The organism is Nonomuraea fuscirosea (genome assembly GCF_003001935.1).
Taxonomy (GTDB): Bacteria; Actinomycetota; Actinomycetes; order Streptosporangiales; family Streptosporangiaceae; genus Nonomuraea; species Nonomuraea fuscirosea.
The window spans coordinates 309,106-332,133 of sequence record NZ_PVNG01000001.1 but is presented as its reverse complement, the minus strand read 5'-3'; the positions used below and the strand labels follow the sequence as shown (position 1 = coordinate 332,133).

The following is a 23,028-nucleotide window of genomic DNA, read 5'->3' as shown; positions in this document are numbered from 1 at the left end:
CGCTCATACCAGGTCCTCCCTGAAGATGCGCAGCAGCTCGGCCGGGTCGGCCTGGACGGTGCCGGCCGGCGGGCGGGCCGCCTGGGCGAGGGCGGAGGGCTGCTTGAGCGCGCCGCCCGTCACCACGCTGACCACCGTGTCGCTCTCCGACACCCAGCCCTGGGCGCGGGCGCGCAGCAGGGCGGCGGTGGAGGCGGCGGCGGACGGCTCGGCCGACACGCCCTCCTCGCCGAGCAGCCGCATGGCCTCGAACAGGTCGTTGTCGTCCACGGCGACCACCCGGCCGCCGGATTCGTACACGGCGCGCAGCACGCGGGAGCCGCCCTGGATGGGGGCGTCGCCGGCGATGCTCTGGGCGACGGTCTTGTTCGCGTCGCCGTGGCGTCCCGCGGCCGTCTTGCCCTCGGCGAACGCGCGCACCAGCGGGGCCGAGGCGGCGGGCTGGACGCCGACCATCTTCGGCAGCCGGTCGATCAGGCCCAGCGCGCGCAGTTCGCGAAAGCCCTTCCAGGCGCCGTACAGACCGCCGCCGGTGCCGACCGGGTGCACCATCACGTCGGGCGCGCGCCAGCCGAGCGCCTCGCAGATCTCGTACGCGTACGTCTTCATCCCCTCGTGCCGCACGGGATTGATGAAGTTGACGAAGCAGTAGAAACCCGCTTCCGACAGGGCGCTCACCCCGGCGAAGATCTCCAGGCTGGAGCGGTAGCGCAGCCGCAGCACGCGCGCGCCGGTGAGGCTGATGGCGGCGATCTTGGACTCGTTGGCCACGTCCTCGACCAGGACCGTGGCCTCGATGCCGGCTCTGGCGGCGTACGCGGCGAAGGAGGCGCCGGCGTTGCCCGAGCTGTAGGTGAACGCCTGCTTGACGTCCAGCGCCCGGGCGAAGCCGACGGCGACGGAGAAGCCGCGGTCCTTGAAGCTGCCCGTGGGCATGAGGGTGTCGTTCTTGATCAGCAGGTTGGGCAGGCCCACGTGGCGGCCGAGCCTCCTCGTGGGCATCAGCGGGGTGTCGCCCTCGCCCAGGTGGAGGGGCTCGGCGCCGCGCGGCAGCGGGAGCAGGTCCGCCCACCGCCACAGGCCGAGGTCGCGGCGGGCGGCGGCCCGGTCCGTGATCCGGCGGGCGTCGGCGGAGCCGAGGTCGTAGCCGATCTCCAGCAGGCCGCCGCACGCCTCGCAGAGGAGGGCGGGCTTGTCCAGCGAGAAGGTGGCGTGGCAGTCGTCGCACGTGTAGTGGGTGGCGAGGTTCATCGGTGGTATGCCTTCGGGTCGGCGACGTCGCGGAGCAGGTCGCCGGTGACGTTGATCGCGAGTGTGGTCATCATGATGGCAGCGCCGCTGAAGACCGCGATCCACCAGGCCCCGCGCAGATAGAGCTGGCCGTCGGCGAGCATGCTGCCCCATGTGGGGACGCTGGGCGGCACGCCGAGCCCCAGATAGCTGAGCGACGCCTCCGCGACGATCATCGCGGCCACCTGGAGGGTGCCGATGGTGGCCAGGGGGGCGACGATGTTCGGCAGGAGGTGACGCACCATGATCTGCGGGCCGGTGTCGCCGATCGCCCTGGCCGCGGTGACGAACTCGCGTTCCCTGAGCGAGAGCACCTCGGCGCGGACCACGCGGGCGTACGACACCCAGCCGGTCAGGCCGAGCACCAGGATGAGGAAGAGCAGGCTCGGGCCGAGCACCGCGATGATGGCCAGGGCCAGCAGGATCGAGGGGAAGGCGAGCTGCACGTCCGCCAGGCGCATGAAGACCTGCTCGCGCCATCCCCGGTAGTAGCCGCTGACGACCCCGACGGCCGCGCCGACCACGCCCGACAGCAGCGTGGCGGCCAGGCCGACGAGAAGGGAGACGCGGGTGCCGTACATGACCCGGCTGAGCACGTCGCGGCCGAGCTTGTCGGTGCCGAGCAGGTAGCCGGGCTCGCTGCCGTCCATCCAGAACGGCGGGCGCAGCTTCAGCTGCAGGTTCTGCAGGTTGGGGTCGTGCGGCGCGATCAGCGGCGCGAAGACCCCGACCAGGACGACGAGCGCGATGACGCCCACGGCGACCTTGGCGGCGTGGTTGCGGCGCAGGGCGCGCAGGGTTGCGGTGAGCATCAGGACAGCCTCACGCGGGGGTCGAGCAGGGCGTAGGACAGGTCCACGACCAGGTTCACGATGACGAACACGGCCGCCAGGAACAGCACCGTGGCCTGCATGAGCGGATAGTCGCGGTAGGTGATCGCCTCGACGGTCAGCCGGCCGATGCCCGGCCAGGAGAAGACCTGCTCGGTCAGGATGGCGCCGCCGAGCAGGCTGCCGACCTCCAGGCCGACCACGGTGACGACCGGCAGCGAGGCGTTGCGCAACCCGTGCGCGGTGACCGCCTTGAAGCCGGACAGGCCCTTGGCCCTGGCGGTGCGGATGTAGTCCTCCCCGAGCACGTCGATCAGCGACGAGCGGAGCAGCCGGGCGATCATCGCGGCCGAGTAGAGGCCGAGCGTGATCGCGGGCAGCACCAGGTGGGCCGGCGAGCCGGTGCCCGAGGCGGGCAGCCACTGCAGGTTCACCGCGAAGATCAGGATGAGCAGGATGCCGACCCAGAACGCCGGGGTGGACTGGCCGACCAGGACCGAGGCCATGACCGAGGTGTCGGTCGCGCTGCCCCTCCTGACCGCGGCCACGATCCCGGCCGGGATCGAGACGATCAGGGTGAACGCCATCGCGGCCACGGCCAGGTCGATCGTGAGCGGCAGGCGCTCCATGATCACCTCGAACGCGGGGCGGTGGAAGAACACCGACTGGCCGAAGTCCAGGCCGAGCAGGCCGGTCATGTACGAGACGTACTGGTCGAGCAGCGGCCGGTCGAAGCCCAGGCTCGCCCTCAGCGCGCGCTCCTGCTCGATGGTGGCCTCGGGCGGCAGCATCTGCTGCACCGGGTCGCCGGCCAGCCGGACGATGAAGAACGCCACCGTGGCCACGCAGAACAGCACGAGCAGGGTGTGGCCGACCCTCTTGACGATGAATCCGATCATGAGCCGGCGAGCTTGGCGGTCGCCATGGCGAGAGTGCCGTTGGCGTTCGTCTTCCACTGGACCCGGTCGCTGACGGCGTACAGGATGCTCGCCTGATACAGGTAGAGGAACGGCGACTCCTCGATCATCAGCTTCTGCAGCGCGGTGAACGCCTCCTGCCGGGTGTCCGGGTCGACCGACTGCTCTTCGGTGTCGATGAGCTTGTCGGCTTCCGGGTTGTTCCAGCGGCTCTGGCGGCGGTCGTGGCGGACGAACGACTGCAGGTTGCTGGAGGCGTCCATGGTCCAGCCGGAGTTGCCGACGAAGTACATCTCGCCCAGCGCCTTACGGTTGTCCGAAACCAGGCGGCCTTTGAACGTGGCCGGGTCGAGCAGCGACACCTCCGCCTTGACGCCCACCTCGGCGAGCTGGCCGGAGATGGCCTGCGCGATGTCCTTGTCGGCGGTGGAGGACGACAGCTTGAGCGAGAAGCCGCCCGCGTGTCCCGCCTCGGCGAGCAGGCTCTTGGCCTTGGCCACGTCGTGCTGGAACGGCTGCACGGAGGCGTCGAAGCCGAAGGCCTGCTTCGGGATGAGCGTCGGGGTGCGCTCGGCGGCGCCGTTGAGCACCGACTTGATCAGCGTGTCCACGTCGAGGGCGTGGTTGAGCGCCTGGCGCACCCGCTTGTCCTTCAGCGGGCCCTCTTCGGTGTCGAGCGAGACGAAGAACGTGCGCACGCCCGGCGAGGTGACGACCTTGAACCCGGGCGCGTCGCCGAGCTGCTGCGCGGCGTCGGGGGTCAGGCCGGTCACCACGTCCAGCTCGCCTGACTGCAGCGCGGCCAGCGACGACGACGGGTCCGGCATGACCTTGAAGGTGAGCTGCTCGACGGAGGGCCTGCCGTTCCAGTACTTCGGGTTGGCCTTGAGCGTGATCTGGCTGTCGCGCTGCCACTGCTCGAACGTGAACGGCCCGGTGCCGACCGGGTGCTCGGCGAAGAACTCGTCGCCCTTCTCCTTGATGTACTTCGGCGGCACGATCACCCCGCCGAACAGCGACAGCTTGGCCGGCAGGATCGGGTCGGGCTCCTTGGTGACCAGGTCCACGGTGTGCGGGTCGATCACCTTCGCGCCGGTGACCAGGCGCAGCTCCACGATCGGGGACTGCGTGGCGGGGTCGATGAGGCGTTCGATGCTGTAGGCCACGGCGGCGGCGTCGCACGGCTCGCCGTTGTGGAAGGTCACGTTCTCGCGCAGGTGGAAGCGCCAGGTCTTGTCGTCCTTCGACTCCCAGCGCTCGGCCAGGCCGCCGACGAGCTGGTCGCTCGTGTCCCTGACGGTGAGCGTGTCGAAGACGTTGATCAGCACGTTCATGGAGGGCAGGTCGCCCTGCTTGTGCGGGTCGAGGGTGGTGGCGTCAGAGGCCAGCGAGACCCGCAGCGCGGTCGCGGCGGCGCCCTGGCCGCCGGTCGACGGCTTGGTGCTGGCGCAGGCTCCGAGGGAGAGCGCCGCCGCGGCGAGGCCGCCGAGCTTGAACAGATCCCGGCGGGTCGGCAATTCGCGGACGGACATGAGGTCCCGCCTCCCTTTCGTACGTTTCACATGGTGAAATCTCGTATCACGTGGTTGAATATGGCTCGTTTCGGATATGTCCGTCAAGGCTTTTGGGTCAGGTGACAATGAACTCGGTGGAGAAGACCCTGGTCGTGCTGGGGGCGCTGGCCGGGCACGATCAGCCCCGCCGCCTGGCCGACATCGCCCTGCGGACCGGCATCAACAAGACGACCGTGCACCGGATCCTGCAGATCTTCATCGCGCAGGGGTACGCCGTCTCGCACGGCGACGGCACCTACGCCTCGGGACCGGCCATCCTCGCGCTGGCCGGTGCGGCGCTCACCGATCGCGACATGACCACGCTGGTCCGGCCGATCCTGGAGAACCTGCAGCGCAACACCACGCACACGGTGCACTTCGCGATCCGCAGCGGCTCGTCGGCCGTCTACCTGGCCAAGGTGGAGTCGCAGCAGCCGTACCGGATGGCCTCGCGGGTCGGGACGCAGATCGCGCTGCACTGCACGGCGATCGGCAAGGCGATCCTGGCGCACCTGCCCGAGGAGCAGGTGCGCGCCGTGCTGGCGGCCACCGCGCCGCTGATCAGCAACACGCCGAGGACGATCGTGGACCCCGACCTGCTGATGGCCGAACTGGAACGGGTGCGTCAACGCGGGTACGCGGTCGACGACGAGGAGAACGAGACCAACGTGCGGTGCGTCGGGGCGGTCGTCCACGACGCGGCCGGCACGGCGGTGGGCGCGGTCAGCGTGGCGGGGCTGACCCTCAACCTGAACGAGGACGACGTGCCGCTGCTCGGCCCGCTGGTGGTGGCCGCCGCCGCCCGGGTCTCGGCGGCGCTGGGGAGGAACACATGACGGTGCCGCGATCCGCAAGCCCGGCGGCAGGAGGTCCATCGCCGGGCCCGGCGCTGAGCACGGCGACGGACTCGACGCCTGGCGCGGGCAGTCCGGCCGGCGCGGCGGCGCGGGTGCTGGCGCGGGCGCGGGAGGCGGGCGTGTTCTCGGGGGCCGCGTGGGCGTGGGGCCGTTCGGGCGGTCCGGTCGAGCTCGGCGCCCTCGGCACGCTGAGCTGGGACGGCGACCCGGTCGGCGCGGACACCCTGTGGGACCTCGCCTCGGTCACCAAGCCGATCGTCGGCCTCGCGGTCATGGCGCTGGTGGAGTCGGGCGAGCTGACCCTGGACGACCGGGTGGCGCACCACCTGCCGCGCTACGAAGGCACTGACAAGGCGGACATCACCGTGTCCGAACTGCTCACCCACACCTCGCGCATCCCGGGCCGGCAGCCCCTCTACCGCCGCTTCCCGACCCGGGAGGAGCTGCTGGAAGCCCTCGTCGACCTGCCGCTGCGCGCGGAGCCGGGGATGGAGTACAGCTCCCAGGGCTTCATGATCCTCGGGCTGATCGCGGAGAGCGCCTCCGGGACGTCCCTCGACCGGCTCGTACGGGACCGGATCACCGCGCCCCTGGCCATGGACGCCACCACCTTCGTGCTGCCGGAGCGGGACCGGGCCAGGGCGGCTGCCACCGAGGACTGCCCGTGGCGCGGCCGGGTCGTCCAGGGGACGGTGCACGACGAGAACGCCGAGGTGCTCGGCGGCGTGGCCGGTCACGCGGGGATGTTCGGCACGGTGTCCGACCTGGCCCGGCTGGGCCGCTGGCTGTGCCGGGGCGGCGGCGGCCCGCTCGCGCCGCGCACGCTGAGCGTGATGACCGGCACCCGGGTGCTCGGCCGCACGCTGGCCTGGCAGGCGCACGAGCCCCCGCTGAGCAGCGGCGGCGACCTGCTCACCGACGCCGCCTACGGGCACAACGGGTTCACCGGGACGAGCCTGTGGGTGGACCCCGAGCTGGACTTCTTCGCCGTGCTGCTGACCAACCGGGTGCACCCGGCGCGCACCTCGGACGCGATCGGCCGCGTCCGCAGAACCTTCCACAACGCCGCCGTCACGGAGGCACTGTCATGACCCGGGACCGCAACCCGACCGAGGACCTGACGACCACACCCCTGCGCGTGATCGGCTCCCCGTCTCCGGCCCGCCTGACGATCTCCGACGGCACGGCACGCCTGACCCCGCTGCCCGAACCGGACGACCGATCGCGCACAGAGCAGGCCGAGGAACGGTGGACCGGGGAGCCGTGGGCCGCCGGACAGGTCCGGGACCAGGACCGGCAAGCCGGGGAGCTGTGGGCCGGGCCGGGATGGGTGGATCTGCACACGCACGTCTACGACGCCATGACCGAGATCAGCCTGCCACCCGACCGGGTCGGCCTGGACGCGGGCGTGCACGTGCTGGCCGACGCGGGCAGCGCCGGTGAGGCGACCATCGACGGCCTGGTCCGTTATGTCTTGCCCACGGCGAGGACCCGGGTGCGGGCCTGGCTGAACATCGGCTCCCACGGCCTGGTGCACCTGCGGGAGACCGCCGACCCGTCGTTCATCGATGTGGACGCCACCCTGGCCGCGATCGAGCGGCACCGGGACGTGGTGTGCGGGGTGAAGGTGCGTTCCAGCGGCGCGATCGTGGGCGCGATGGGCCTGCAGCCGCTCCAGCTCGGCCGCCTGGTCGCCAGGGAGGCGGGCCTGCCGCTGCTGGTCCACGTGGGTGAGGCGCCGCCGCTGATCGGCGACGTGCTCGACCTGCTGGAGACGGGCGACGTGGTCACCCACTGCTACCACGGCAAGACCGGAACGCCGTGGACCTGCGGCGGTGCTCCGGCCCCGGCGCTGGCCCGCGCCCTGGACCGGGGGGTGCTGCTGGACGTGGGACACGGGGCGGCCAGCTTCAGCTTCGAGGTGGCGGCCCGCGCGCTCGCGGCCGGCTTCCCGCCGCACACGATCAGCACGGACATCCACGTACGCAACGTCGGCGGCCCGGTGCACGACCTGGCCACCACGATCACGAAGCTGGTGGCCTGCGGGATGCCCCTGGAGGACGCGATCGACGCGGTCACGACGCGACCGCGCGACATCCTGCGCATGCCGGAACCCTGGCTGAGCGCCGACGGCACGATCCACCACGCCACGCTCTTCCGCGTCACCACCACCGCCCCGGAGCACCGCGTCTACCGGGACGCCAAGGGCGACACCCTCACCCCGAAACAGCACGTCATCCCGGTAGCCACGATCAGCAACGGCACCCTCACCAGAACCTCACCGGCGACCGGCGGGTGAACCACCGTCACGGCCCGCTTCGCGCCGTGACGGCGGCCGACCACGTGCGGGTCAGAGGGCGTCACCCTGGAGGCCCTCAGCCCCGTGCGGCGGGCGGCGCCAGGCCGGCACCGCCGTAACAGATGAAGCTCTTGACCTTAAAGACCCGGAGCCGGGAACTGCGCGGTGAGCTCGCTGACCTCGTGATGGACGCGCGTGATGACGGACTCGGCATCCCCCTTGGCCAGGGCGGTGACGACCTCGTCCATCCAGGCGCCGATCTGCCGCATCTCGGCCTCGCCCATGCCGCGCGAGGTCACCGACGGCGTGCCGATGCGGATGCCGGACGGGTCGAACGGCTTGCGCGTGTCGAACGGCACCGTGTTGTAGTTGGTCTCCAGGCCCGCGCGGTCGAGCGCCTGGGCGGCCGGCTTGCCGCCGATGCCCTTGGGCGTGAGGTCGAGCAGGATGAGGTGGTTGTCGGTGCCGCCGGAGACCAGGTCGAAGCCGCGCGAGGCGAGCTCGTCGGCCAGGGTCTTGGCGTTGGCGACCACCTGGTGGGCGTAGTCGCGGAACGACGGCTGGGCGGCCTCGTGCAGCGCGACCGCGATGGCGGCGGTGGTGTGGTTGTGCGGGCCGCCCTGCAGGCCGGGGAAGACGGCCTTCCTGAGCGCGGTGGCGTGCTCGTCGCTGCTCGCCATGAGCATGGCGCCGCGCGGGCCGCGCAGCGTCTTGTGCGTGGTCGTGGAGATGACGTCGGCGTGCCCGACCGGCGACGGATGGGCACCGCCCGCGACCAGGCCGGCGATGTGGGCGATGTCGGCGGCCAGCACGGCGCCGACCTCGCGGGCGATCGAGGCGAAGCCTTCGAAGTCGATCGTGCGCGGGATCGCGGTGCCGCCGCAGAAGATCAGCTTGGGCCGGTGCTCCAGCGCGAGCTGCCGGACCTCGTCGAGGTCGATGCGGCCGGTGTCCTGGCGCACGCCGTAGCGGACCGGGTTGAACCACTTGCCGGTGGCCGAGACGGACCAGCCGTGGGTGAGGTGGCCGCCGAACGGCAGGCCCATGCCCATCACGGTGTCGCCGGGCTCCAGGAAGGCCATGTAGACGGCGAGGTTGGCGGGCGAGCCGGAGTAGGGCTGCACGTTGGCGTGGTTGACGCCGAACAGGGACTTGGCCCGCTCGATGGCCACGGTCTCGATCTGGTCGATGACCTGCTGGCCCTCGTAGTAGCGCTTGCCCGCGTAGCCCTCGGAGTATTTGTTGGTCAGCACGGTGCCGGTGGCCTCGAGGACGGCCTTCGACACGTAGTTCTCGGACGCGATCAGCTTGACGGTGTCGGACTGACGACGCTCTTCCGCCTTGATGAGCTCGGCGATCTGCGGGTCGACGCTAGCGAGAGAACTCATGACTCTCCTGTCATCGTTGACGAGTTGCGAAGACCCAGGCGCACGGCCTCCGCTCCTTTCGCTCCCCGGTGGTCGATCCCACCCAATGCGCCAGTCGCGTCACGCCCTAGACGATAGCGGATGCGAGCAGGCGCTCATTTCGTGGTGATCAGGAAGTTCTCGAAGTGACCGAGGTTCTTCAGGTCCAGGTCCACCGTGGTCGCCGTCTTGGGGACGCCGCCGAAGACGGCGAAGAAACGCCGAGTCTGACCGGCCGGGATCTGGTCGCCGGGCGTCAGCTCGGTGCAGACGCACTTGTCGCCCTCCCGCAGGGGTTTGACCGGCATCGGCCGGTCGGGCAGGGCCATCTCGATGTCGCCCAGGCTGTAGGCGTTGCTCTCGGTGAGTCCCCACACGCTGAGGGAGTTCCGCGTGTGGTCGTTCCTGAGCGAGAATTCCAGCCGTACGTCGTCGCCCTGCCACCGGAGCTTGACGATCTGCAGCACCACCGGCTTGCGGACGGAGCCGTCGTTGTAGTCGAAGGACTCCGCGGCCTGCCTGGTGCCCGGGGTGACGATGCCCCGGGGACCGGTCGGGGACGTGCGCGGCGTGCCGGTCTCCTCGGGCCGATCGGACTCGGAGCCGGCCGGCGTGGTGGCGTCCGCCGGCTCGGTCACGGTCTCGTACGTGGTCACCATCGCCGCGGGCGTGCTCGCGCGCGGCTCCCACGGCCGCCACAGGGCGAGCGTGCCACCGGCGGTCAGCGCGGAGGCGAGCACGGCGGCGACCACCGGCGCCACCCAGCGCCCGCCCCCTCCGGACGCCGAAGCGACCGGCACACCTGCGCTCACCTGGCATGGCTGGATGGGCCCGACCTGTCCCTGACCTGGCTGGATGGGCCCGGTCCGGCCTGGCTGGACGGGGCCGGTGGGTGGCTGGGCGGGCAGGAGCGGGGTCCAGGAGTCGCTGACGGCGCGGGTCGCCGAGGCCACGCTCGCCCGTTCGTGCCCCAGCAGCCGGTCGATGAGCTGCTGCGCGCTCGGCCGCCGGGCCGGGTCCTTGCGCAGCGCGTGCTCCACCAGCTCGCGCAGCCGCTCGTCCAGCCCGTCCAGCTGCGGTACGTGGTGCGCCACCCGGTAGAGCACCTCGGGCACCTGCCCGGTGCCGAACGGCGGCCGTCCCGTCCCCGCGTACGTCACCACGCCGCCCCAGGCGAACACGTCGCCGGCGGCCGTGATGGGCCCGGCGCCCGTCTGCTCGGGCGCCATGTAGGCGGGTGTCCCCACGACGGTGGCGGACTGGGTGGCGTCGGGCTCGGCGAGGCGGGCGATGCCGAAGTCGATGACGCGCGGGCCGACGGCGCTGAGCAGGATGTTCGACGGCTTGAGGTCCCGGTGCACGACGCCGGCCCCGTGGATGGCGGCCAGCGCGGTGGCCACCCCGACGGCCAGCGCCTCCAGGGTGGCGCCCCGCATGGGCCCGCGCGTCTCGATCATGGTGGTGAGGTCGGGGCCGTCCACGTACTCGGTGACGAGGTAGGCCGTCCCACCCTCGATCCCGGCGTCGAGCACGGGCGCGGTGCAGAACCTGGCCACTTGCCGCGCGGCCTCCGCCTCCCTGGTGAAGCGGCGCCTGAAGTCCTCTCTGCCGGCCAGCTCGGGCCGCAGCACCTTGAGCGCGACCGGGGCGAACGAGGGATCCTGGGCGAGGTAGACGATGCCCATGCCGCCCTCGCCCAGCTTGCGCACGAGGGTGTAGGGCCCTATTCGCCTGGTCTGATCGTTCACGTCATGCATTCTGGCGGTGCGTCATGACTTGCGGTAGCGGAACCCGGGGATCGCGCCGGGGCCGCCCGGCCCCGGCGGCCGGCTATTTGGCGCGGCCCACGCCCGGCCAGAGCCGGTCGACCTCCGCGTTCAGGATCGCCCCGATGAGCACGGCCAGCGCGGTGATGTAGAGCCACAGCAGCAGCGCGATGGGCGCGGCCAGCGACCCGTACACCGAGACGGGCGAGAACCAGGCGGCCAGCACCGCGCGCAGCACCGCCGCGCAGAGGATCCACAGGAACAGCGCCAGGATGGCCCCGGGCAGCTCGCGGTACCACTTGGTGCGGACGGGCACGCTCACGTGGTAGAGCACGGTGAGGAACAGCACCGAGCCGATGATGACGACCGGCCAGTAGAGCAGGTCGATGAGGCTGCCGTAGTCGGCCGGCAGGGCGTCCTTGATCAGGGTCGGGCCGACGACCAGGATCGGCATGACGATGATCCCGATGATCAGCCCGATGACGTAGAGGCCGAAGGACATCAGCCGGGTGCGGATGATGCCGCGCTCCTCCCCCAGCCCGTAGGCGACGGAGATGAGGTCGACGTAGACGTAGAGCGCCCTGGAGCCGGACCAGAGCGACAGCAGGAAGCCCAGCGAGATGATCGACACCTTGCCGGCGTCGTCGCTCAGCACGTCGGTGATGAGCGGATTGATCACCTTGTCGAGGGCGTCGTCGGTGAACAGCAGCCCTGCCTGGTCGATCACCCAGGTCTTCACCTGGGTGACCACCGTGGGGCCGAGCCAGGTGCCGAGCTTGCCCAGCACGCCGATCAGGCCCAGCACGAACGGCGGCAGCGACAGCAGCGCGAAGAACGCGGCCTCGCCGGCCAGGCCGGTCACCCGGTAGGTGACGCCGGCGTTGGTGGACGCGCGCACGATCGCCCACGACTTGGTGTCGAGCACCCAGTTGAGCCGCGCGCGGGCATGGGAGACCAGGCCGCGCTTGGGCCGGGAAGGCGCATCGGTGGACGTCATGGCACCCAACGGTTATTCGCAGTGACTCTTCGGCACAGCTTACGTCCCCCGGGCCACCTCTAGCCGTCCGGTCGCCGCCGGTCGTGCTCAGTCGTTGTCGACGATGCGCGCGCCCAGGGGAAGGAGGGAGACGGGGATGAGCTTGATGTTGGCCACGCCCATGGGGATGCCGATGATGGAGATGAACAGCGGGATCGAGGTGACGACGTGCCCGATGGCCAGCCAGATGCCGGCCACCACGCACCAGATGATGTTGCCCAGCAGCGAGAAGACGCCCGCCTCGGAGTCGCGCACGACCGTCCGGCCGAACGGCCACAGCGCGTACGCCGCGATCCTGAACGAGGCGATCCCGAACGGGATCGTCACGATCAGGATGCAGCAGATGACGCCGGCCAGGGCGTAGCCCATCGCCAGCCAGACACCCGCGAACACCAGCCAGATGACGTTGAGGATTGTGCGCATGCTCACAGCATGTCACCGATCATGAGGCCGGCGTCATCCGGCGGAACCCTGGCCTCACCCCGACTTGGGCGCCCGGCCCTTGCCAGGGCCGCCGGCGAACGCCTGGGCGATCTCCATCCAGGCCCGCGCCGGGCCGGGGGTGGCCTCCAGGCCGGTGTCCGACAGGTGGATGCGCTGGGTCACGACCAGGCAGAAGTCGAGGATCGTGCCGCGGACGAGGCCGGTGGCCTCCTCCGGCCCCGCCGTCCAGGTGCCGCCGCCGGGCAGGCTCAGCTCCACCCGTACGGGCTCCTCGGGGACGGGCAGCGCGCGTACGGCGAAGCTGTAGGGCCGGGCCCTGAACCCGATCGTGGCCACGTGCCTCAGCCGCTCCGTCGGCTCCCTGACCACGCCGAGCGCGTCGGCGACGTCCTGGCCGTGCGCCCACGTCTCCATGAGCCGCGCGGTCACGAACGAGGCCGCCGACATCGGCGGCCCGAACCACGGCAGCCGGTCACGGGCGTCCAGCGTGCCGAACACCTCAAGGGAGCGGGCCCTGGAGGCGCCGAACCAGGCGCGCAACTCGCCCGGCGGCATCCCCCGCATCGCCTCGGCCACGTCGTCGACGGAGCCGAACCGGCCGAGCAGCGCCTCGTAGCCGCCCGGGTCGGTGGCGGCGAGCACGGCCGCGTCGTCGAACCAGGCGAGATGGCTCACCTGGTCACGGATCGCCCAGCCCTCGGCGGGGGTGGGCCGCTCCCAGTCGTCGTCCCGCAGGGGCTGGAGCAGTTGTTCGAAGGAGGCGGTCTCGGCGCGCAGGTCGCCGAGCAGCTCGGCCATGAGGTCCATAATGCAAGCGTGATCTGCGAGAGCTGCAAGGACAAGCGTCACGAGGACTGCCGCGGCGGCTCATGGTGCGACTGCCAGCACAAGAGCGAGGAGCAGCCTCAGGAGTCGGACCTGGACTGGCCACGTCAGGGGTGAACCATCCCACACTCTGGACCCCGTCTTGGACATCCCGGACAGCCAGAGTAATCTCGAATCATGCCAGCGGACCCCATGCTCGTCGGTCGACGCCACGTCGATCTTCAGCGTGTCCGCAGTGCCATCTGTTGCGACGCCCGCTAACTCACTTGTTTCTCTACCGCTGAGCGCGTCGCACTCTTCCTCTCCAGCCCTGCCCTCGATGACGAGGCCAGGTGGGAACACTGCAGCGCGCCCATGAATCGAAGGACGCGCAATGAGCACCCCTGCCAGCCGCACTCCTGCCAGCCGGCACCACAAACGCCCGCGCGGCGAAGGCCAGTGGGCCCTCGGCTACCGCGAGCCGCTCAACAAGAACGAAGAGAACAAGAAGAACGACGACGGCCTCAACGTCCGCCAACGGATCATCGACGTCTACGCCAAGCGGGGCTTCGACTCGATCGACCCGGCCGACCTGCGCGGACGCATGCGCTGGTACGGCCTCTACACCCAGCGCAGGCCCGGCATCGACGGCGGCAAGACCGCCATCCTTGAGCCCGAAGAGCTCGACGACCGCTACTTCATGCTGCGCGTGCGCATCGACGGCGGCCAGCTCGACCTGGCCCAGCTGCGCACGATCGCCGACATCTCCAACGAGTACGCCCGCGGCACCGCCGACATCACCGACCGCCAGAACATCCAGCTGCACTGGATCGAGATCGAGTCGGTGCCCGACATCTGGGAGCGGCTGGAGGCCGTCGGCCTGTCCACCACGGAGGCGTGCGGCGACACGCCCCGCGTGATCATGGGGTGCCCGCTCGCCGGGATCGACACCGGCGAGGTGCTCGACGCCTCCGAGCAGATCACGGAGATCTACGACCGGGTCATCGGCAACCCGGCCTACTCCAACCTGCCGCGCAAGTTCAAGACGGCGCTGAGCGGCTGCCCCGCGCACTGCACGGTGCACGAGATCAACGACGTCGCGTTCGTCGGCGTGGTCAACGAGCAGGGCGAGGCCGGCTTCGACCTGTGGGTCGGCGGCGGGCTGTCCACCAACCCGATGCTGGCCAAGCGGCTCGGCGTGTTCGTCAGCCCCGACAAGGCCGCGGACGTGCACGAGGGCGTCGTCGGGATCTTCCGCGACTACGGCTACCGGCGGCTGCGTCACCGGGCCCGGATCAAGTTCCTGGTCAACGACTGGGGTCCGGAGAAGTTCCGCGACGTCCTGGAGACCGAATACCTCAAGGAGCGGCTGCCCGACGGGCCCGCGCCCGAGCTGCCCCGCGACAACCGGCGCGACCACGTGGGCGTCTACCCGCAGAAGGACGGCAACTTCTACGTCGGCTTCGCGCCCAAGGTGGGCCGGGTCGACGGCGACACCCTGCACCGGATCGCCGACATCGCCGAACGGCACGGCTCCGACCGGGTCCGCACCACCGTCGAGCAGAAGATGGTCGTCCTCGACATCGCGCCCGACCGGGTCGAGTCCGTCGTGGCCGAGCTGGAGGCGGCCGACCTCCAGGTCAACCCGTCCACCTTCCGCCGCCAGACGATGGCCTGCACCGGCATCGAATACTGCAAGCTCGCCATCGTCGAGACCAAGGCCACCGCGATGGACCTGATCGACGAGCTGGAGCGGCGCCTGCCCGACTTCCAGGAGCCGCTGACCATCAACGTCAACGGCTGCCCCAACTCCTGCGCCCGCATCCAGGTGGCCGACATCGGCCTGAAGGGGCAGCTCGTCGTCGACGAGAACGGCGACCAGGTCGAGGGCTACCAGATCCACCTCGGCGGCTCGCTCGGCGTCAACGCCGGGTTCGGCAGGAAGGTCCGCGGCCTCAAGACCACCGCCAAGGCGCTGCCCGACTACGTGTCGCGCGTCGTGTCCAACTACGACAGCCAGAAGAAGGAAGGCGAATCGTTCGCCGACTGGGTCCAGCGAGCGGACGAGGCCGACCTGAAATGACCACACGAGCGGTCCCCTTCCACTGCCCCTACTGCGGCGACGAGGACCTTGAGCCCTACCAGGGTGACGGCGGCTGGTACTGCCGCGCCTGCGCTCGTGCCTTCAAGCTGAAATTCCTGGGAATCGGAGTGAAGATATGACGCTGGTCGACATCGAGGTCGGTTTGAGAGAGCAGCGCGACGCGCTCGACCTGCAGGACATCGTCGAGTCCGCCGCGCTGTTCCTGGAGGACGCCCCCGCCCGCGAGATCATCCGCTGGGCGGCGGCCACGTTCGGCGACCGGCTGTGCCTGACCTCCTCGATGAGCGATGCGCTCCTCATCGACCTGGTGAGCAGGGTCAAACCCGGGGTGGACGTGTTGTTCATCGACACCGGCTACCACTTCGCCGAGACGGTCGGCACGCGGGACGCCGTGCGGCAGGTCTATGACGTCAACGTGATCGACGTGAAGCCGTCGCGGACGGTCGAGGAGCAGGATCGCGACCTCGGCCCGCGCCTGTTCGGCCGCAATCCCGACCTGTGCTGCTACCTGCGCAAGGTGGAGCCGCTGAACCGGGCGCTGGAGCCGTACCTGGCCTGGATCTCCGGCATCCGCCGCGACGAGGCGACCAGCAGGACCGACACCAGGGTCGTGGAGTGGGACGCCAAGCGGCAGATGGTGAAGGTCAACCCGATCGCCTCCTGGACGCAGGAGGACGTCGACAACTACATCGCCGACAACGGGGTGCTCATCAACCCGTTGCACTACGACAACTACCCGTCGATCGGCTGCGCCCCGTGCACGCGGCAGGTCGCCGAGGGTGCGGATCCGCGCAGCGGTCGCTGGGCGGGCCTGGGGAAGGTCGAATGCGGCATTCACCTGTGATCCCCAGTGGGGGACCCGTCCCGTTGGCAGGCGGGACGGCCCCCGGCGGCGTGCCACTGGTGGCGGTGGCCCACGGGTCGCGAGACCCGCGCGCCGCCGCCACCGTGGCCGCGTTGCTCGGCCAGGTGCCGCTGGACGTCCGGGTCGCCTATCTCGACCACAGCGCTCCCACGCTCGGCCAGGCGCTGCGCGGCCTGGACCGGGCCGTGGTGCTGCCGCTGCTGCTCACCGAGGCCTACCACAGCCGGGTGGACCTGCCGGCCGCGCTGAACGAGGTGCGCGCCCGCGAGCCGCGCCTTGTCGTCCACTACGGCCGCACGCTCGGGCCGCATCCCGCGCTGCGCCGCGCGCTCGAACGGCGGCTGAGCGAGGCGGGCGTGACCGTGGGCGACCCTGACACGGCGGTGGTGCTGGTCTCGGCGGGTTCCAGCGACGCCAGGGCGAACGGGGTCGTCGCCGCGCTGGCGCGGGGCTGGCGGCGTTCCGGCTGGTGGACCGTCACGGCCGCGTACGCCTCCGCCGCCCGCCCCTCCCCCGCCGAGGCCGTGGCCGCGCTGCGGCGGGCGGGAGCGCCGAGGGTGGTCGTCGCGCCGTACCTGCTGGCTCCCGGTTACTTCGCCGACAAGGTGCGGCGGGAGACGCTGGAGGCGGGCGCCGAGGTGGTGGCGGACGTGCTCGGGCCCGCGCCCGAGCTGGTGGACGTGCTGCTGGAACGGTACGAGGCGGCCCAGCGGCAGCCGGTGCCCCTGGCGGGCTGACTCAGTAGCCTCGGCCCAGGTCGCGGTGGGCGTCGCGGATCTGCCGGTTCAGCTCGCGGGTGTCGGCGCGCAGCTGGCGGCTCAGCTCGCGCCAGTCCTCGCCGTGCAGCCGCCGCCAGTGCTCGCGCCAGGCGGTGATGCGGCGCTGCAGCGGCTGGGCGTGCGAGTCGCCGACCACCTTGACGTCACCCATGATCGCGTACGCCTGCACCCGCACCACCGGCACGTTCATGCCGGGAGGCGCCTGGTCCACTTTGACCTTCTTGTCGCCCATGATGGCCATGCCGTCGAGGTCCACGTTCACCCCGTCGGGGACGATGATCTTGACGTCGCCCATCACGGAGACCGCCAGGATCTCCACCCGGTCGGTGCGCACCTCGGCCTCGCGCAGGTCGAGCACCACGTCGCCCATCACCGCGACGGCGCCGAGCTCCTGGTCGATGCGCCACGTGCCGCGCCGCTTGGAGTCGCCCATGACGCCGACGAACCAGCGCCGCTTCCTGCCCTCCGCGGGAGCGGCGGGGACGGGCGCCCGCGTGCCGCCCGCGGGCAGGTCCTGGGTGAGCATGGCCAGCTCGGCGTGGGTGGTGGCGGTGTAGGCCGCCTCCGTCCTGTCCGTCAGCTCGACGAGCGAGAGCCGGCCCTCGACCGAGGCCACCCGGAGCTGCTCGACGACGGCCTCGCGCTCGGCGTCCGACGCGCGGACGTCACCGGGATCAGTCATACTCGCAACATATCGCGTTTCGAGCGCCTTGAAGCTCCTACTTTGGTAGGAAACACGACATCCAGCGAAGTATGCAGGTTCGGCATCGCGATTGAACCCCGGCGGGGGCCGCGTGCGTACCACGCCATGACACGGGGCCCTGGCTTGGTCCGGGGCGCGGCCGGACCAGGCTAGGGTCCCTGTCATGCATGAGGAACAGCTCTACCGCGCGGCGATGAACGGCGAGATCGAGACCGTCGGCAAGCTGCTCGCCTCCGGCGTCGATCCCAACACGCCCAGCGAGGGCGAGGAGGGCGGGCTGCCGCTGTGCGCGGCCGCCGCCAGGGACCGCACAGAGGTGGCCAGGGCGCTGCTGGAAGCCGGCGCCCAGGTCGACGGCCGGGAGGACGGCGGCTGGACGGCCCTGCTCTGGGCCGCCACCAACGGACAGGCCGCGGTCGCCCAGGTGCTGATCGAGGCGGGCGCCGACGTGGACGTCACCAACGACGACGGCGACACCCCGCTCACCCTGGCCGCCAGGCGGGGCGCGCTGGGCGTGGTGCAGGCACTGCTGGAGGCCGGGGCCGACCACCAGAAGTACGACGGCGAGGGCGACTCACCGCTGGAGATCGCCGGCGCGTGGGTGGGCGTGCACCTGGAGAGCGCGCTGATGGACCAGTTCGAGCAGGACGACTGGGAATACGTGGTGGCCCGCCAGTACGCCAAGGACGGCACCGAGCTGATCACCGTGGCGGGACGCTCGGCCGACGGCTCCGAGAGCGACCAGGTGCAGGCCCAGCGGGGCCACGCGGCCGTCGCGACGCTCCTGGAGGAGGCGGCGGGCGTCCACACCCCGGTCGAGCGGCTCGTGGCGCGGGCGCTGGCCCACCGCGACATCGACGAGGACGCCGAGACCTGGTGGATCGTGGCCGACACGCTGAACAGGCGGGACGACGAGGAGACGTACGACGCGCTGACCCGGCTGTGCCTGAGCGAGGACGCCAGGGAGCGGGAGTTCGGGGTCGACGCCATCGCCCAGTTCGGGTTCACCGAGGACGGGGAGAAGCCGTACCTCGACCGGACCCTGCCGCTGCTGCAGAAGATGGTCACCACGGAGAGCAATCCGCAGGTGCTGCGCTCGGTGCTGGCCGGGCTGGGGCATCAGGGCGATCCGCGGGCGCTGCCGTACGTGCTCGACGTCATCGGGCGGCCCGGTCACCAGCGCACGATGACCGACCCGATCGCGCTGGCCGACGTGCTGCCGCCGGACGACGAGGAAGCGCTGGCGCTGCTCATCTCGATGACCGAGGACGACGACTCCGAGATCCGCGACTGGGCCACCGCCGGCGTCGCCGGGCTGGCCGCCGACACGCCCGGGATCAGGGAGGCGCTGGCGGCCCGGCTAACCGACACCGACCTGCGCACGGTGGCCGAGGCGACCCGCGGGCTGGCCCTGCGCGGCGACGAACGGGCCGCGCAGGGGGCCGAGCGGGTGCTGGCGGAGAGCGACGACGAGTACGCCAGAGAGCTCGTCACCCGCCCCGCCGGCGAATAGCCGGGCCGCCGCCGGTACGGCCTGTCAGCGCGCCCTTGGCGCCGCCTGCCCGGTCCTCCACCGGCGAGCCCTGGCGTCGTCTGCCCGGTCCTCCACCGGCGAGCCCTGGCGCTGTCTGCCCCGTTCTCCGCCGACGGGCCCTGGCGCCGTCTGCCGGGGCCCGTGCGGGCTGTCGCGTCAGTCGCCGTTGAGCACGCGGACCACCCAGTCGAGGGTCCCCGTGCTCAACGCCTCCTCGGCCAGCCGCTTGCCCGTCGTGGTCGTGAGGGCGGCCAGGGAGCTGTCGATCCACCCCTGCACGTTCTGGTGCCCCTGCTCCCGGTATTCGACGGCCTGGATGAGGCACTCCAGCTTGTCGGCGTCGCGCGCGCAGACGGCCTCCAGGCTGGCCTTCTCCTCGTACTCGCCGACCGCGTCGCCGACCATCTCGGCCACCTCCGCGGGCACGCCCCGCATCTGGTCCGCGGTGACGTCCTCGTTGGAGGGCGGCTTGAGGTAGCGCTTGCCGATGTACGGGATGTCGGTGATGCGGGTTTCCTGCGTGTCGTGGAACAGGCTCATGAACGCGGCCCGCTCCGGGTCGGCCCCTTCGAGCCTGGCGATCACGCTGGCGATGACGGCGGCGCGGAAGGAGTGCTCGGCGATGCTCTCGGGGTCGCGTACGCCCGCCACCAGCCAACCGGTCCGCTTGTAGCGCTTGAGCAGCCCGAACTCGTACAGCAGGCCCGCAAGACCCGTCACTTCGTCCGTCACGAGGACCCCCCTCTCGTCATGGGCCGAGCCTAGACGACGACCTCCACGATCGCCGCGACACGCGTGCTCCCGGCCGGCCTTCGTTCATCCCTCGTCGTCGGCGCCGAAGGGCAGCCAGTCGCCCCAGTCGTCCCGGTCGTCCTTGTACGGGTTCTCCGGCTTGACCGGCTTGATCGGCCTGACCCGGTCCTCCTTGACCGGCCGCTCGGGCTCCATCCGCACCGGCTCCTCGCGCACGGGCTCCCGGCGTACGGGCTCGCGCCGGTCGACGTGGTGGTGCCTGTTGTGCGACTCGAAGTCGTGGTGGTGGCGGTAGCCGTGGTGGTGGTGATGCCGGTGGCACCTGCCGCCGCACCAGCGGGGACCCCAGCCGCGGCGGCCGCACCAGTGGCTGTACCCGCACAGCACCGGCTTCTCGCCCGAGACCCATCCGACCGCGCTCGGGACCGCGGCCGTGCTCGCGCCGGCGACCCCCTGGCCGACGGGGAGGAGCATGAGTCCGGCGACGGCTCCGGCCGCGGCCAGTGTCGCGATGCGCCCGCGGCGCGAGTCATTCGAATTGACGTGCATTTTTCCGCCCTGGGTAGATCGACCCGGAGTCCTGGAACGCGCATTTCTCGGCGTACTCGGACATGGGTCGGCATACCCCGACGCAGAATCTCCTTTACCTCTACGAACTCCAACAACCCGTCAAATCATCGCCGTTCACCAGGAAGTCGCGATATTCGGAAATCCTGATTTTGTGGGAAATACGGTAATTGGCGTAGCGGCAATTCGTCCCTTTTGTAGGGTTAAGGACCGGAAAGGGCGGGGGCCGCATGGAGGATGTCCCTGGCCAGGGGAAGGTCTCCGTCCAGCTCGGCGGGGAACTCCCCCGGATCCCCCCTGCCGCCGAGCAGGAAGCAGAACTTCACCACGTCCGCCGTGATGCGCAAATCCGGTTCGCCCGGCTCCGTGTCGCCGACGCCCAGGGCGACCCGCCACTCGCCGCCGCCCTCGCCCGTCAGCGTCACGTGCGCCGTGCGGCCGGTGCCGTCCAGGCCGGACAGGAACATCGTGAGAGGCAGCAGGCGGGCGCAGAGGTCGGCCTGGAGGTGGATGTGACCGGCGATGGGGTCGGGCAGCCGGATCTCGGCCATCTGGGCCGCGTCCACCGTGTGGATCCACGTCTCCAGGCTCCTGGCCAGGATGTGGTCGCTCGCCACCACCTCCAGGCCGTCCAGCGTGGTCGGGGTGGCGGGCGGCAGCTCGGCCAGGTGGCGGCACAGGGCGTCGGCCTGGGCGCGCCAGTCCCGCCTGGTCTGCTCGGGGCTGCGGGCACGTTCGTAGGCCTGGAGGTCGTCCGTCCGGCTCGCCGAGTCGGCCGCGCCGATCGGCGGGCCCAGCACGGGAGCTCCGACGGCGGCGGCCAGCAGGCCGTCCTTGGCGGCCAGGTGGGCGACGAGCTCCTGCAACGTCCAGCCCTCGACGATGACGCGCGACCAGTCGTCCTCCGCGGCCGAGGCCAGCAGGGCGTCCATGGCGGCCACGCGGCCGGCGTACGGCTCGGCCCAGGCGGCGGTGGGGGCCGCGGGCCTGCGCCGGGCCCTGGCCCCGGACAGGAGCTGGGGTCGCAACGAGTGGGCCGGCACCGCCGGGTCCTCCATCATCGCGTCCAGATAGAGACGCTCGACGGGGTCCATCACACCTCTTCCTGCGCGTGCGTGGACGCTGGGCACGTGCGCGGCGGCCCTGCGTCCGTAAGACTGCTTCCCGCGTGCGCGAACACCGGGCTCGCGTGCGCCGGTCCAGCGTGCGCCGGCCGCGCGTGCGGCGGGCCCGCGTCCGGCGTGCCGCTCGCGTGCGCGAACGCCCGCCCGGCGGTCGGCGGCGCGGTGGTCATCACACTTCCTCCTCGGCGAGCGCGTCCGCCAGGCGCCGCAGCGCCAGCCGGATGCGCGACTTGGCCGTGCCCTCCGGCACGCCCAGCTCCTCCCCGACCTGCCGGTAGGTCCTGCCGCCGAAATACGCCAGCTCGACCGCTTCCCGCAGGCCGTCGGGTAACGACGTGACCGCCTGCCGGACCCGTTCCGCCTCGTCGGCGGCGAGCACGGTGTCCTCCAGCCGCACGGGCTCGCGCTCGAACAGCCGCGGGCCGAGCGCCGAGACCCTCCTGCGCTCCTCGGCGCGTACGTGGTCCACCGCGCGCCGGTGGGCGATCGTGGCCAGCCAGGCGCGCAGCGTGCCCCGCTCCGGGTCGTAGGCCAGCGGGCGCTCCCAGAAGACGAGGAACACCTCCTGTGTGATGTCCTCGGCGATCACCCGGTCCCTGGTGACCCGCAGGGAGAGACCGAAGATCAGCGAGGAGAGCCGATCGTAGACCTCACCCAGAGCGGACTCATCGCCGCCGACCACTCGCTGATGCAGCAGACGGTCGTCGTACGGTGCCTCCACTGGCACCACACTCCCGTTTGATCCGGACCAAGGCGGCGGGTGCGCCGCGACCCGAGCATGTCATTATTCGCGGCAAATGTGCAGCCGGATGACGGTCGGCGGGCCTGTTTCGCCACGCGATAAGGTCGGAAGTCCATACAGGAGGGAGCACAACGCCATGGCCACCACACGCACCGCGACCACGCAGTGGAAGGGCGCCTTGCTCGACGGTTCGGGCACGGTCTCGCTCGACACCTCGGGAGTCGGCACGTTCGAGGTTTCCTGGCCGTCGAGGGCCGAGGCGGCCAACGGCAAGACCTCGCCGGAGGAGCTGATCGCCGCCGCCCACTCGTCCTGCTTCTCGATGGCGCTGTCCCACGGGCTGGCCGGGGCGGGCACGCCGCCCGAGTCGCTGCGGACGAGTGCCGACGTCACGTTCCAGCCGGGTGAGGGCATCACGGGCATCGTGCTCACGGTGCAGGGTCACGTGCCCGGCCTGACCGCCGAGCAGTTCCAGGAGGCCGCCGAGACGGCCAAGGCCAACTGCCCGGTGAGCAAGGCCCTGGCCGGCACGACGATCACGCTCAAGGCCGAGCTGCTCTAGTCTCCCGTCCGCCACGGAGCCCCTGCCGACGTGGGGTTCCGTGGCCCGGGAGCAGAGCGTTCTCTCCATGACACGACCAAGACCGCTTCAGCG

23 protein-coding genes and 1 riboswitch are annotated in these 23,028 nt (G+C 71.1%); of the genes, 9 read left to right on the top strand and 14 right to left on the bottom strand.

The window, feature by feature from the left end; all coding sequences use genetic code 11:
• Positions 1 to 3: 3 nt before the first annotated feature.
• Genes B0I32_RS01490 through B0I32_RS01475 form a run of 4 tightly spaced genes read right to left on the bottom strand, consistent with a single transcriptional unit; the run spans position 4 to position 4,569 of the window.
• On the bottom strand, positions 4 to 1,251 hold the full coding sequence (locus B0I32_RS01490; RefSeq protein ID WP_106234254.1) for a threonine synthase: 1,248 nt from the start codon (positions 1,249 to 1,251) through the stop codon (positions 4 to 6).
• Positions 1,248 to 2,102: an ABC transporter permease gene (locus tag B0I32_RS01485; protein WP_106234252.1), complete on the bottom strand. Its 855-nt coding sequence runs from the start codon at positions 2,100 to 2,102 to the stop codon at positions 1,248 to 1,250. The genes B0I32_RS01490 and B0I32_RS01485 overlap by 4 nt, the downstream gene beginning before the upstream one ends.
• Entirely contained in the window at positions 2,102 to 3,019 is a 918-nt protein-coding gene (locus B0I32_RS01480; protein WP_106234251.1) for an ABC transporter permease, read from the bottom strand. The genes B0I32_RS01485 and B0I32_RS01480 overlap by 1 nt, the downstream gene beginning before the upstream one ends.
• On the bottom strand, positions 3,016 to 4,569 hold the full coding sequence (locus B0I32_RS01475; RefSeq protein WP_106234249.1) for an ABC transporter substrate-binding protein: 1,554 nt from the start codon (positions 4,567 to 4,569) through the stop codon (positions 3,016 to 3,018). The genes B0I32_RS01480 and B0I32_RS01475 overlap by 4 nt, the downstream gene beginning before the upstream one ends.
• A gap of 116 nt (positions 4,570 to 4,685) precedes the next feature.
• Here B0I32_RS01475 and B0I32_RS01470 point away from each other — a divergent pair, with 116 nt between their 5' ends.
• From B0I32_RS01470 to B0I32_RS01460, 3 genes are read left to right on the top strand one after another with little or no spacing between them, the layout of a single operon-like run.
• Positions 4,686 to 5,426: an IclR family transcriptional regulator gene (locus B0I32_RS01470; RefSeq protein ID WP_106234247.1), complete on the top strand. Its 741-nt coding sequence runs from the start codon at positions 4,686 to 4,688 to the stop codon at positions 5,424 to 5,426.
• Positions 5,423 to 6,538 (top strand): serine hydrolase domain-containing protein, encoded by a 1,116-nt coding sequence (locus tag B0I32_RS01465; RefSeq protein ID WP_106234246.1) that lies wholly within the window; start codon positions 5,423 to 5,425, stop codon positions 6,536 to 6,538. The genes B0I32_RS01470 and B0I32_RS01465 overlap by 4 nt, the downstream gene beginning before the upstream one ends.
• A complete protein-coding gene (locus tag B0I32_RS01460; protein ID WP_106234244.1) occupies positions 6,535 to 7,746 on the top strand; it encodes an amidohydrolase family protein in 1,212 nt (403 codons plus the stop codon). The genes B0I32_RS01465 and B0I32_RS01460 overlap by 4 nt, the downstream gene beginning before the upstream one ends.
• A gap of 137 nt (positions 7,747 to 7,883) precedes the next feature.
• Here the strand turns inward: B0I32_RS01460 and glyA are convergent, their stop codons facing one another.
• From glyA to B0I32_RS01435, 5 genes are all read right to left on the bottom strand, one after another.
• Positions 7,884 to 9,134 carry a serine hydroxymethyltransferase gene (gene glyA, locus B0I32_RS01455; RefSeq protein WP_106234242.1) on the bottom strand — a complete coding sequence of 417 codons (1,251 nt, stop codon included), beginning with the start codon at positions 9,132 to 9,134 and terminating at the stop codon, positions 7,884 to 7,886.
• 25 nt (positions 9,135 to 9,159) lie between these two features.
• Positions 9,160 to 9,242, bottom strand: a riboswitch (ZMP/ZTP riboswitch).
• A gap of 26 nt (positions 9,243 to 9,268) precedes the next feature.
• Positions 9,269 to 10,900, bottom strand: coding sequence for a serine/threonine-protein kinase (locus B0I32_RS58690; protein WP_219911587.1), 1,632 nt, complete (start codon positions 10,898 to 10,900; stop codon positions 9,269 to 9,271).
• Between the two features lie 82 nt (positions 10,901 to 10,982).
• Positions 10,983 to 11,915: a YihY/virulence factor BrkB family protein gene (locus tag B0I32_RS01445; RefSeq protein WP_245955462.1), complete on the bottom strand. Its 933-nt coding sequence runs from the start codon at positions 11,913 to 11,915 to the stop codon at positions 10,983 to 10,985.
• Between the two features lie 87 nt (positions 11,916 to 12,002).
• A complete protein-coding gene (locus B0I32_RS01440; RefSeq protein ID WP_106234816.1) occupies positions 12,003 to 12,377 on the bottom strand; it encodes a YccF domain-containing protein in 375 nt (124 codons plus the stop codon).
• Positions 12,378 to 12,431: 54 nt separating this feature from the next.
• On the bottom strand, positions 12,432 to 13,205 hold the full coding sequence (locus B0I32_RS01435) for a TIGR03084 family metal-binding protein (protein WP_106234240.1): 774 nt from the start codon (positions 13,203 to 13,205) through the stop codon (positions 12,432 to 12,434).
• A gap of 195 nt (positions 13,206 to 13,400) precedes the next feature.
• Here B0I32_RS01435 and B0I32_RS61540 point away from each other — a divergent pair, with 195 nt between their 5' ends.
• From B0I32_RS61540 to B0I32_RS01415, 4 genes are all read left to right on the top strand, one after another.
• A complete protein-coding gene (locus B0I32_RS61540; RefSeq protein WP_311132608.1) occupies positions 13,401 to 13,484 on the top strand; it encodes a putative leader peptide in 84 nt (27 codons plus the stop codon).
• A gap of 112 nt (positions 13,485 to 13,596) precedes the next feature.
• Positions 13,597 to 15,285, top strand: coding sequence for a nitrite/sulfite reductase (locus B0I32_RS01430; protein ID WP_106234239.1), 1,689 nt, complete (start codon positions 13,597 to 13,599; stop codon positions 15,283 to 15,285).
• 136 nt (positions 15,286 to 15,421) lie between these two features.
• Positions 15,422 to 16,150 carry a phosphoadenylyl-sulfate reductase gene (locus B0I32_RS01420; protein WP_106234236.1) on the top strand — a complete coding sequence of 243 codons (729 nt, stop codon included), beginning with the start codon at positions 15,422 to 15,424 and terminating at the stop codon, positions 16,148 to 16,150.
• A complete protein-coding gene (locus B0I32_RS01415; RefSeq protein ID WP_106234234.1) occupies positions 16,132 to 16,908 on the top strand; it encodes a sirohydrochlorin chelatase in 777 nt (258 codons plus the stop codon). The genes B0I32_RS01420 and B0I32_RS01415 overlap by 19 nt, the downstream gene beginning before the upstream one ends.
• A gap of 1 nt (position 16,909) precedes the next feature.
• Here the strand turns inward: B0I32_RS01415 and B0I32_RS01410 are convergent, their stop codons facing one another.
• A complete protein-coding gene (locus B0I32_RS01410) occupies positions 16,910 to 17,632 on the bottom strand; it encodes a DUF1707 SHOCT-like domain-containing protein (protein ID WP_106234232.1) in 723 nt (240 codons plus the stop codon).
• Positions 17,633 to 17,816: 184 nt separating this feature from the next.
• Here B0I32_RS01410 and B0I32_RS01405 point away from each other — a divergent pair, with 184 nt between their 5' ends.
• On the top strand, positions 17,817 to 19,166 hold the full coding sequence (locus tag B0I32_RS01405) for an ankyrin repeat domain-containing protein (RefSeq protein ID WP_245955459.1): 1,350 nt from the start codon (positions 17,817 to 17,819) through the stop codon (positions 19,164 to 19,166).
• A 177-nt stretch (positions 19,167 to 19,343) separates the two neighbouring features.
• Here the strand turns inward: B0I32_RS01405 and B0I32_RS01400 are convergent, their stop codons facing one another.
• From B0I32_RS01400 to B0I32_RS01385, 4 genes are all read right to left on the bottom strand, one after another.
• Positions 19,344 to 19,919, bottom strand: a complete 576-nt coding sequence (locus tag B0I32_RS01400; protein ID WP_106234231.1) for an HD domain-containing protein — start codon at positions 19,917 to 19,919, stop codon at positions 19,344 to 19,346.
• An 84-nt stretch (positions 19,920 to 20,003) separates the two neighbouring features.
• A complete protein-coding gene (locus tag B0I32_RS01395; RefSeq protein ID WP_106234229.1) occupies positions 20,004 to 20,489 on the bottom strand; it encodes a hypothetical protein in 486 nt (161 codons plus the stop codon).
• A gap of 221 nt (positions 20,490 to 20,710) precedes the next feature.
• Positions 20,711 to 21,601, bottom strand: coding sequence for a maleylpyruvate isomerase family mycothiol-dependent enzyme (locus B0I32_RS01390; protein WP_106234227.1), 891 nt, complete (start codon positions 21,599 to 21,601; stop codon positions 20,711 to 20,713).
• A 199-nt stretch (positions 21,602 to 21,800) separates the two neighbouring features.
• Entirely contained in the window at positions 21,801 to 22,358 is a 558-nt protein-coding gene (locus B0I32_RS01385) for a sigma-70 family RNA polymerase sigma factor (RefSeq protein WP_219911586.1), read from the bottom strand.
• 151 nt (positions 22,359 to 22,509) lie between these two features.
• On the opposite strand from B0I32_RS01385, the gene B0I32_RS01380 reads away from it, so the two are divergent.
• The gene (locus B0I32_RS01380) at positions 22,510 to 22,935 is read left to right on the top strand and encodes an OsmC family protein (protein ID WP_106234224.1); all 426 of its coding nucleotides are present in this window, start codon (positions 22,510 to 22,512) and stop codon (positions 22,933 to 22,935) included.
• The last annotated feature ends 93 nt before the right edge of the window (positions 22,936 to 23,028 follow it).

Coding starts and splice junctions, on each gene's coding strand:
- B0I32_RS01440 (WP_106234816.1), bottom strand. CDS start 12,377: ATGCGCACAATCCTCAACGTCATCTGGCTGGTGTTCGCGGGTGTCTGG.
- B0I32_RS01420 (WP_106234236.1), top strand. CDS start 15,422: ATGACGCTGGTCGACATCGAGGTCGGTTTGAGAGAGCAGCGCGACGCG.
- B0I32_RS01475 (WP_106234249.1), bottom strand. CDS start 4,569: ATGTCCGTCCGCGAATTGCCGACCCGCCGGGATCTGTTCAAGCTCGGC.
- B0I32_RS01390 (WP_106234227.1), bottom strand. CDS start 21,601: ATGGACCCCGTCGAGCGTCTCTATCTGGACGCGATGATGGAGGACCCG.
- B0I32_RS01380 (WP_106234224.1), top strand. CDS start 22,510: ATGGCCACCACACGCACCGCGACCACGCAGTGGAAGGGCGCCTTGCTC.
- glyA (WP_106234242.1), bottom strand. CDS start 9,134: ATGAGTTCTCTCGCTAGCGTCGACCCGCAGATCGCCGAGCTCATCAAG.
- B0I32_RS01490 (WP_106234254.1), bottom strand. CDS start 1,251: ATGAACCTCGCCACCCACTACACGTGCGACGACTGCCACGCCACCTTC.
- B0I32_RS01460 (WP_106234244.1), top strand. CDS start 6,535: ATGACCCGGGACCGCAACCCGACCGAGGACCTGACGACCACACCCCTG.
- B0I32_RS01415 (WP_106234234.1), top strand. CDS start 16,132: ATGCGGCATTCACCTGTGATCCCCAGTGGGGGACCCGTCCCGTTGGCA.
- B0I32_RS01435 (WP_106234240.1), bottom strand. CDS start 13,205: ATGGACCTCATGGCCGAGCTGCTCGGCGACCTGCGCGCCGAGACCGCC.
- B0I32_RS01405 (WP_245955459.1), top strand. CDS start 17,817: ATGCATGAGGAACAGCTCTACCGCGCGGCGATGAACGGCGAGATCGAG.
- B0I32_RS01410 (WP_106234232.1), bottom strand. CDS start 17,632: ATGACTGATCCCGGTGACGTCCGCGCGTCGGACGCCGAGCGCGAGGCC.
- B0I32_RS01465 (WP_106234246.1), top strand. CDS start 5,423: ATGACGGTGCCGCGATCCGCAAGCCCGGCGGCAGGAGGTCCATCGCCG.
- B0I32_RS01445 (WP_245955462.1), bottom strand. CDS start 11,915: ATGACGTCCACCGATGCGCCTTCCCGGCCCAAGCGCGGCCTGGTCTCC.
- B0I32_RS01430 (WP_106234239.1), top strand. CDS start 13,597: ATGAGCACCCCTGCCAGCCGCACTCCTGCCAGCCGGCACCACAAACGC.
- B0I32_RS61540 (WP_311132608.1), top strand. CDS start 13,401: ATGCCAGCGGACCCCATGCTCGTCGGTCGACGCCACGTCGATCTTCAG.
- B0I32_RS01485 (WP_106234252.1), bottom strand. CDS start 2,102: ATGCTCACCGCAACCCTGCGCGCCCTGCGCCGCAACCACGCCGCCAAG.
- B0I32_RS01480 (WP_106234251.1), bottom strand. CDS start 3,019: ATGATCGGATTCATCGTCAAGAGGGTCGGCCACACCCTGCTCGTGCTG.
- B0I32_RS01395 (WP_106234229.1), bottom strand. CDS start 20,489: ATGCACGTCAATTCGAATGACTCGCGCCGCGGGCGCATCGCGACACTG.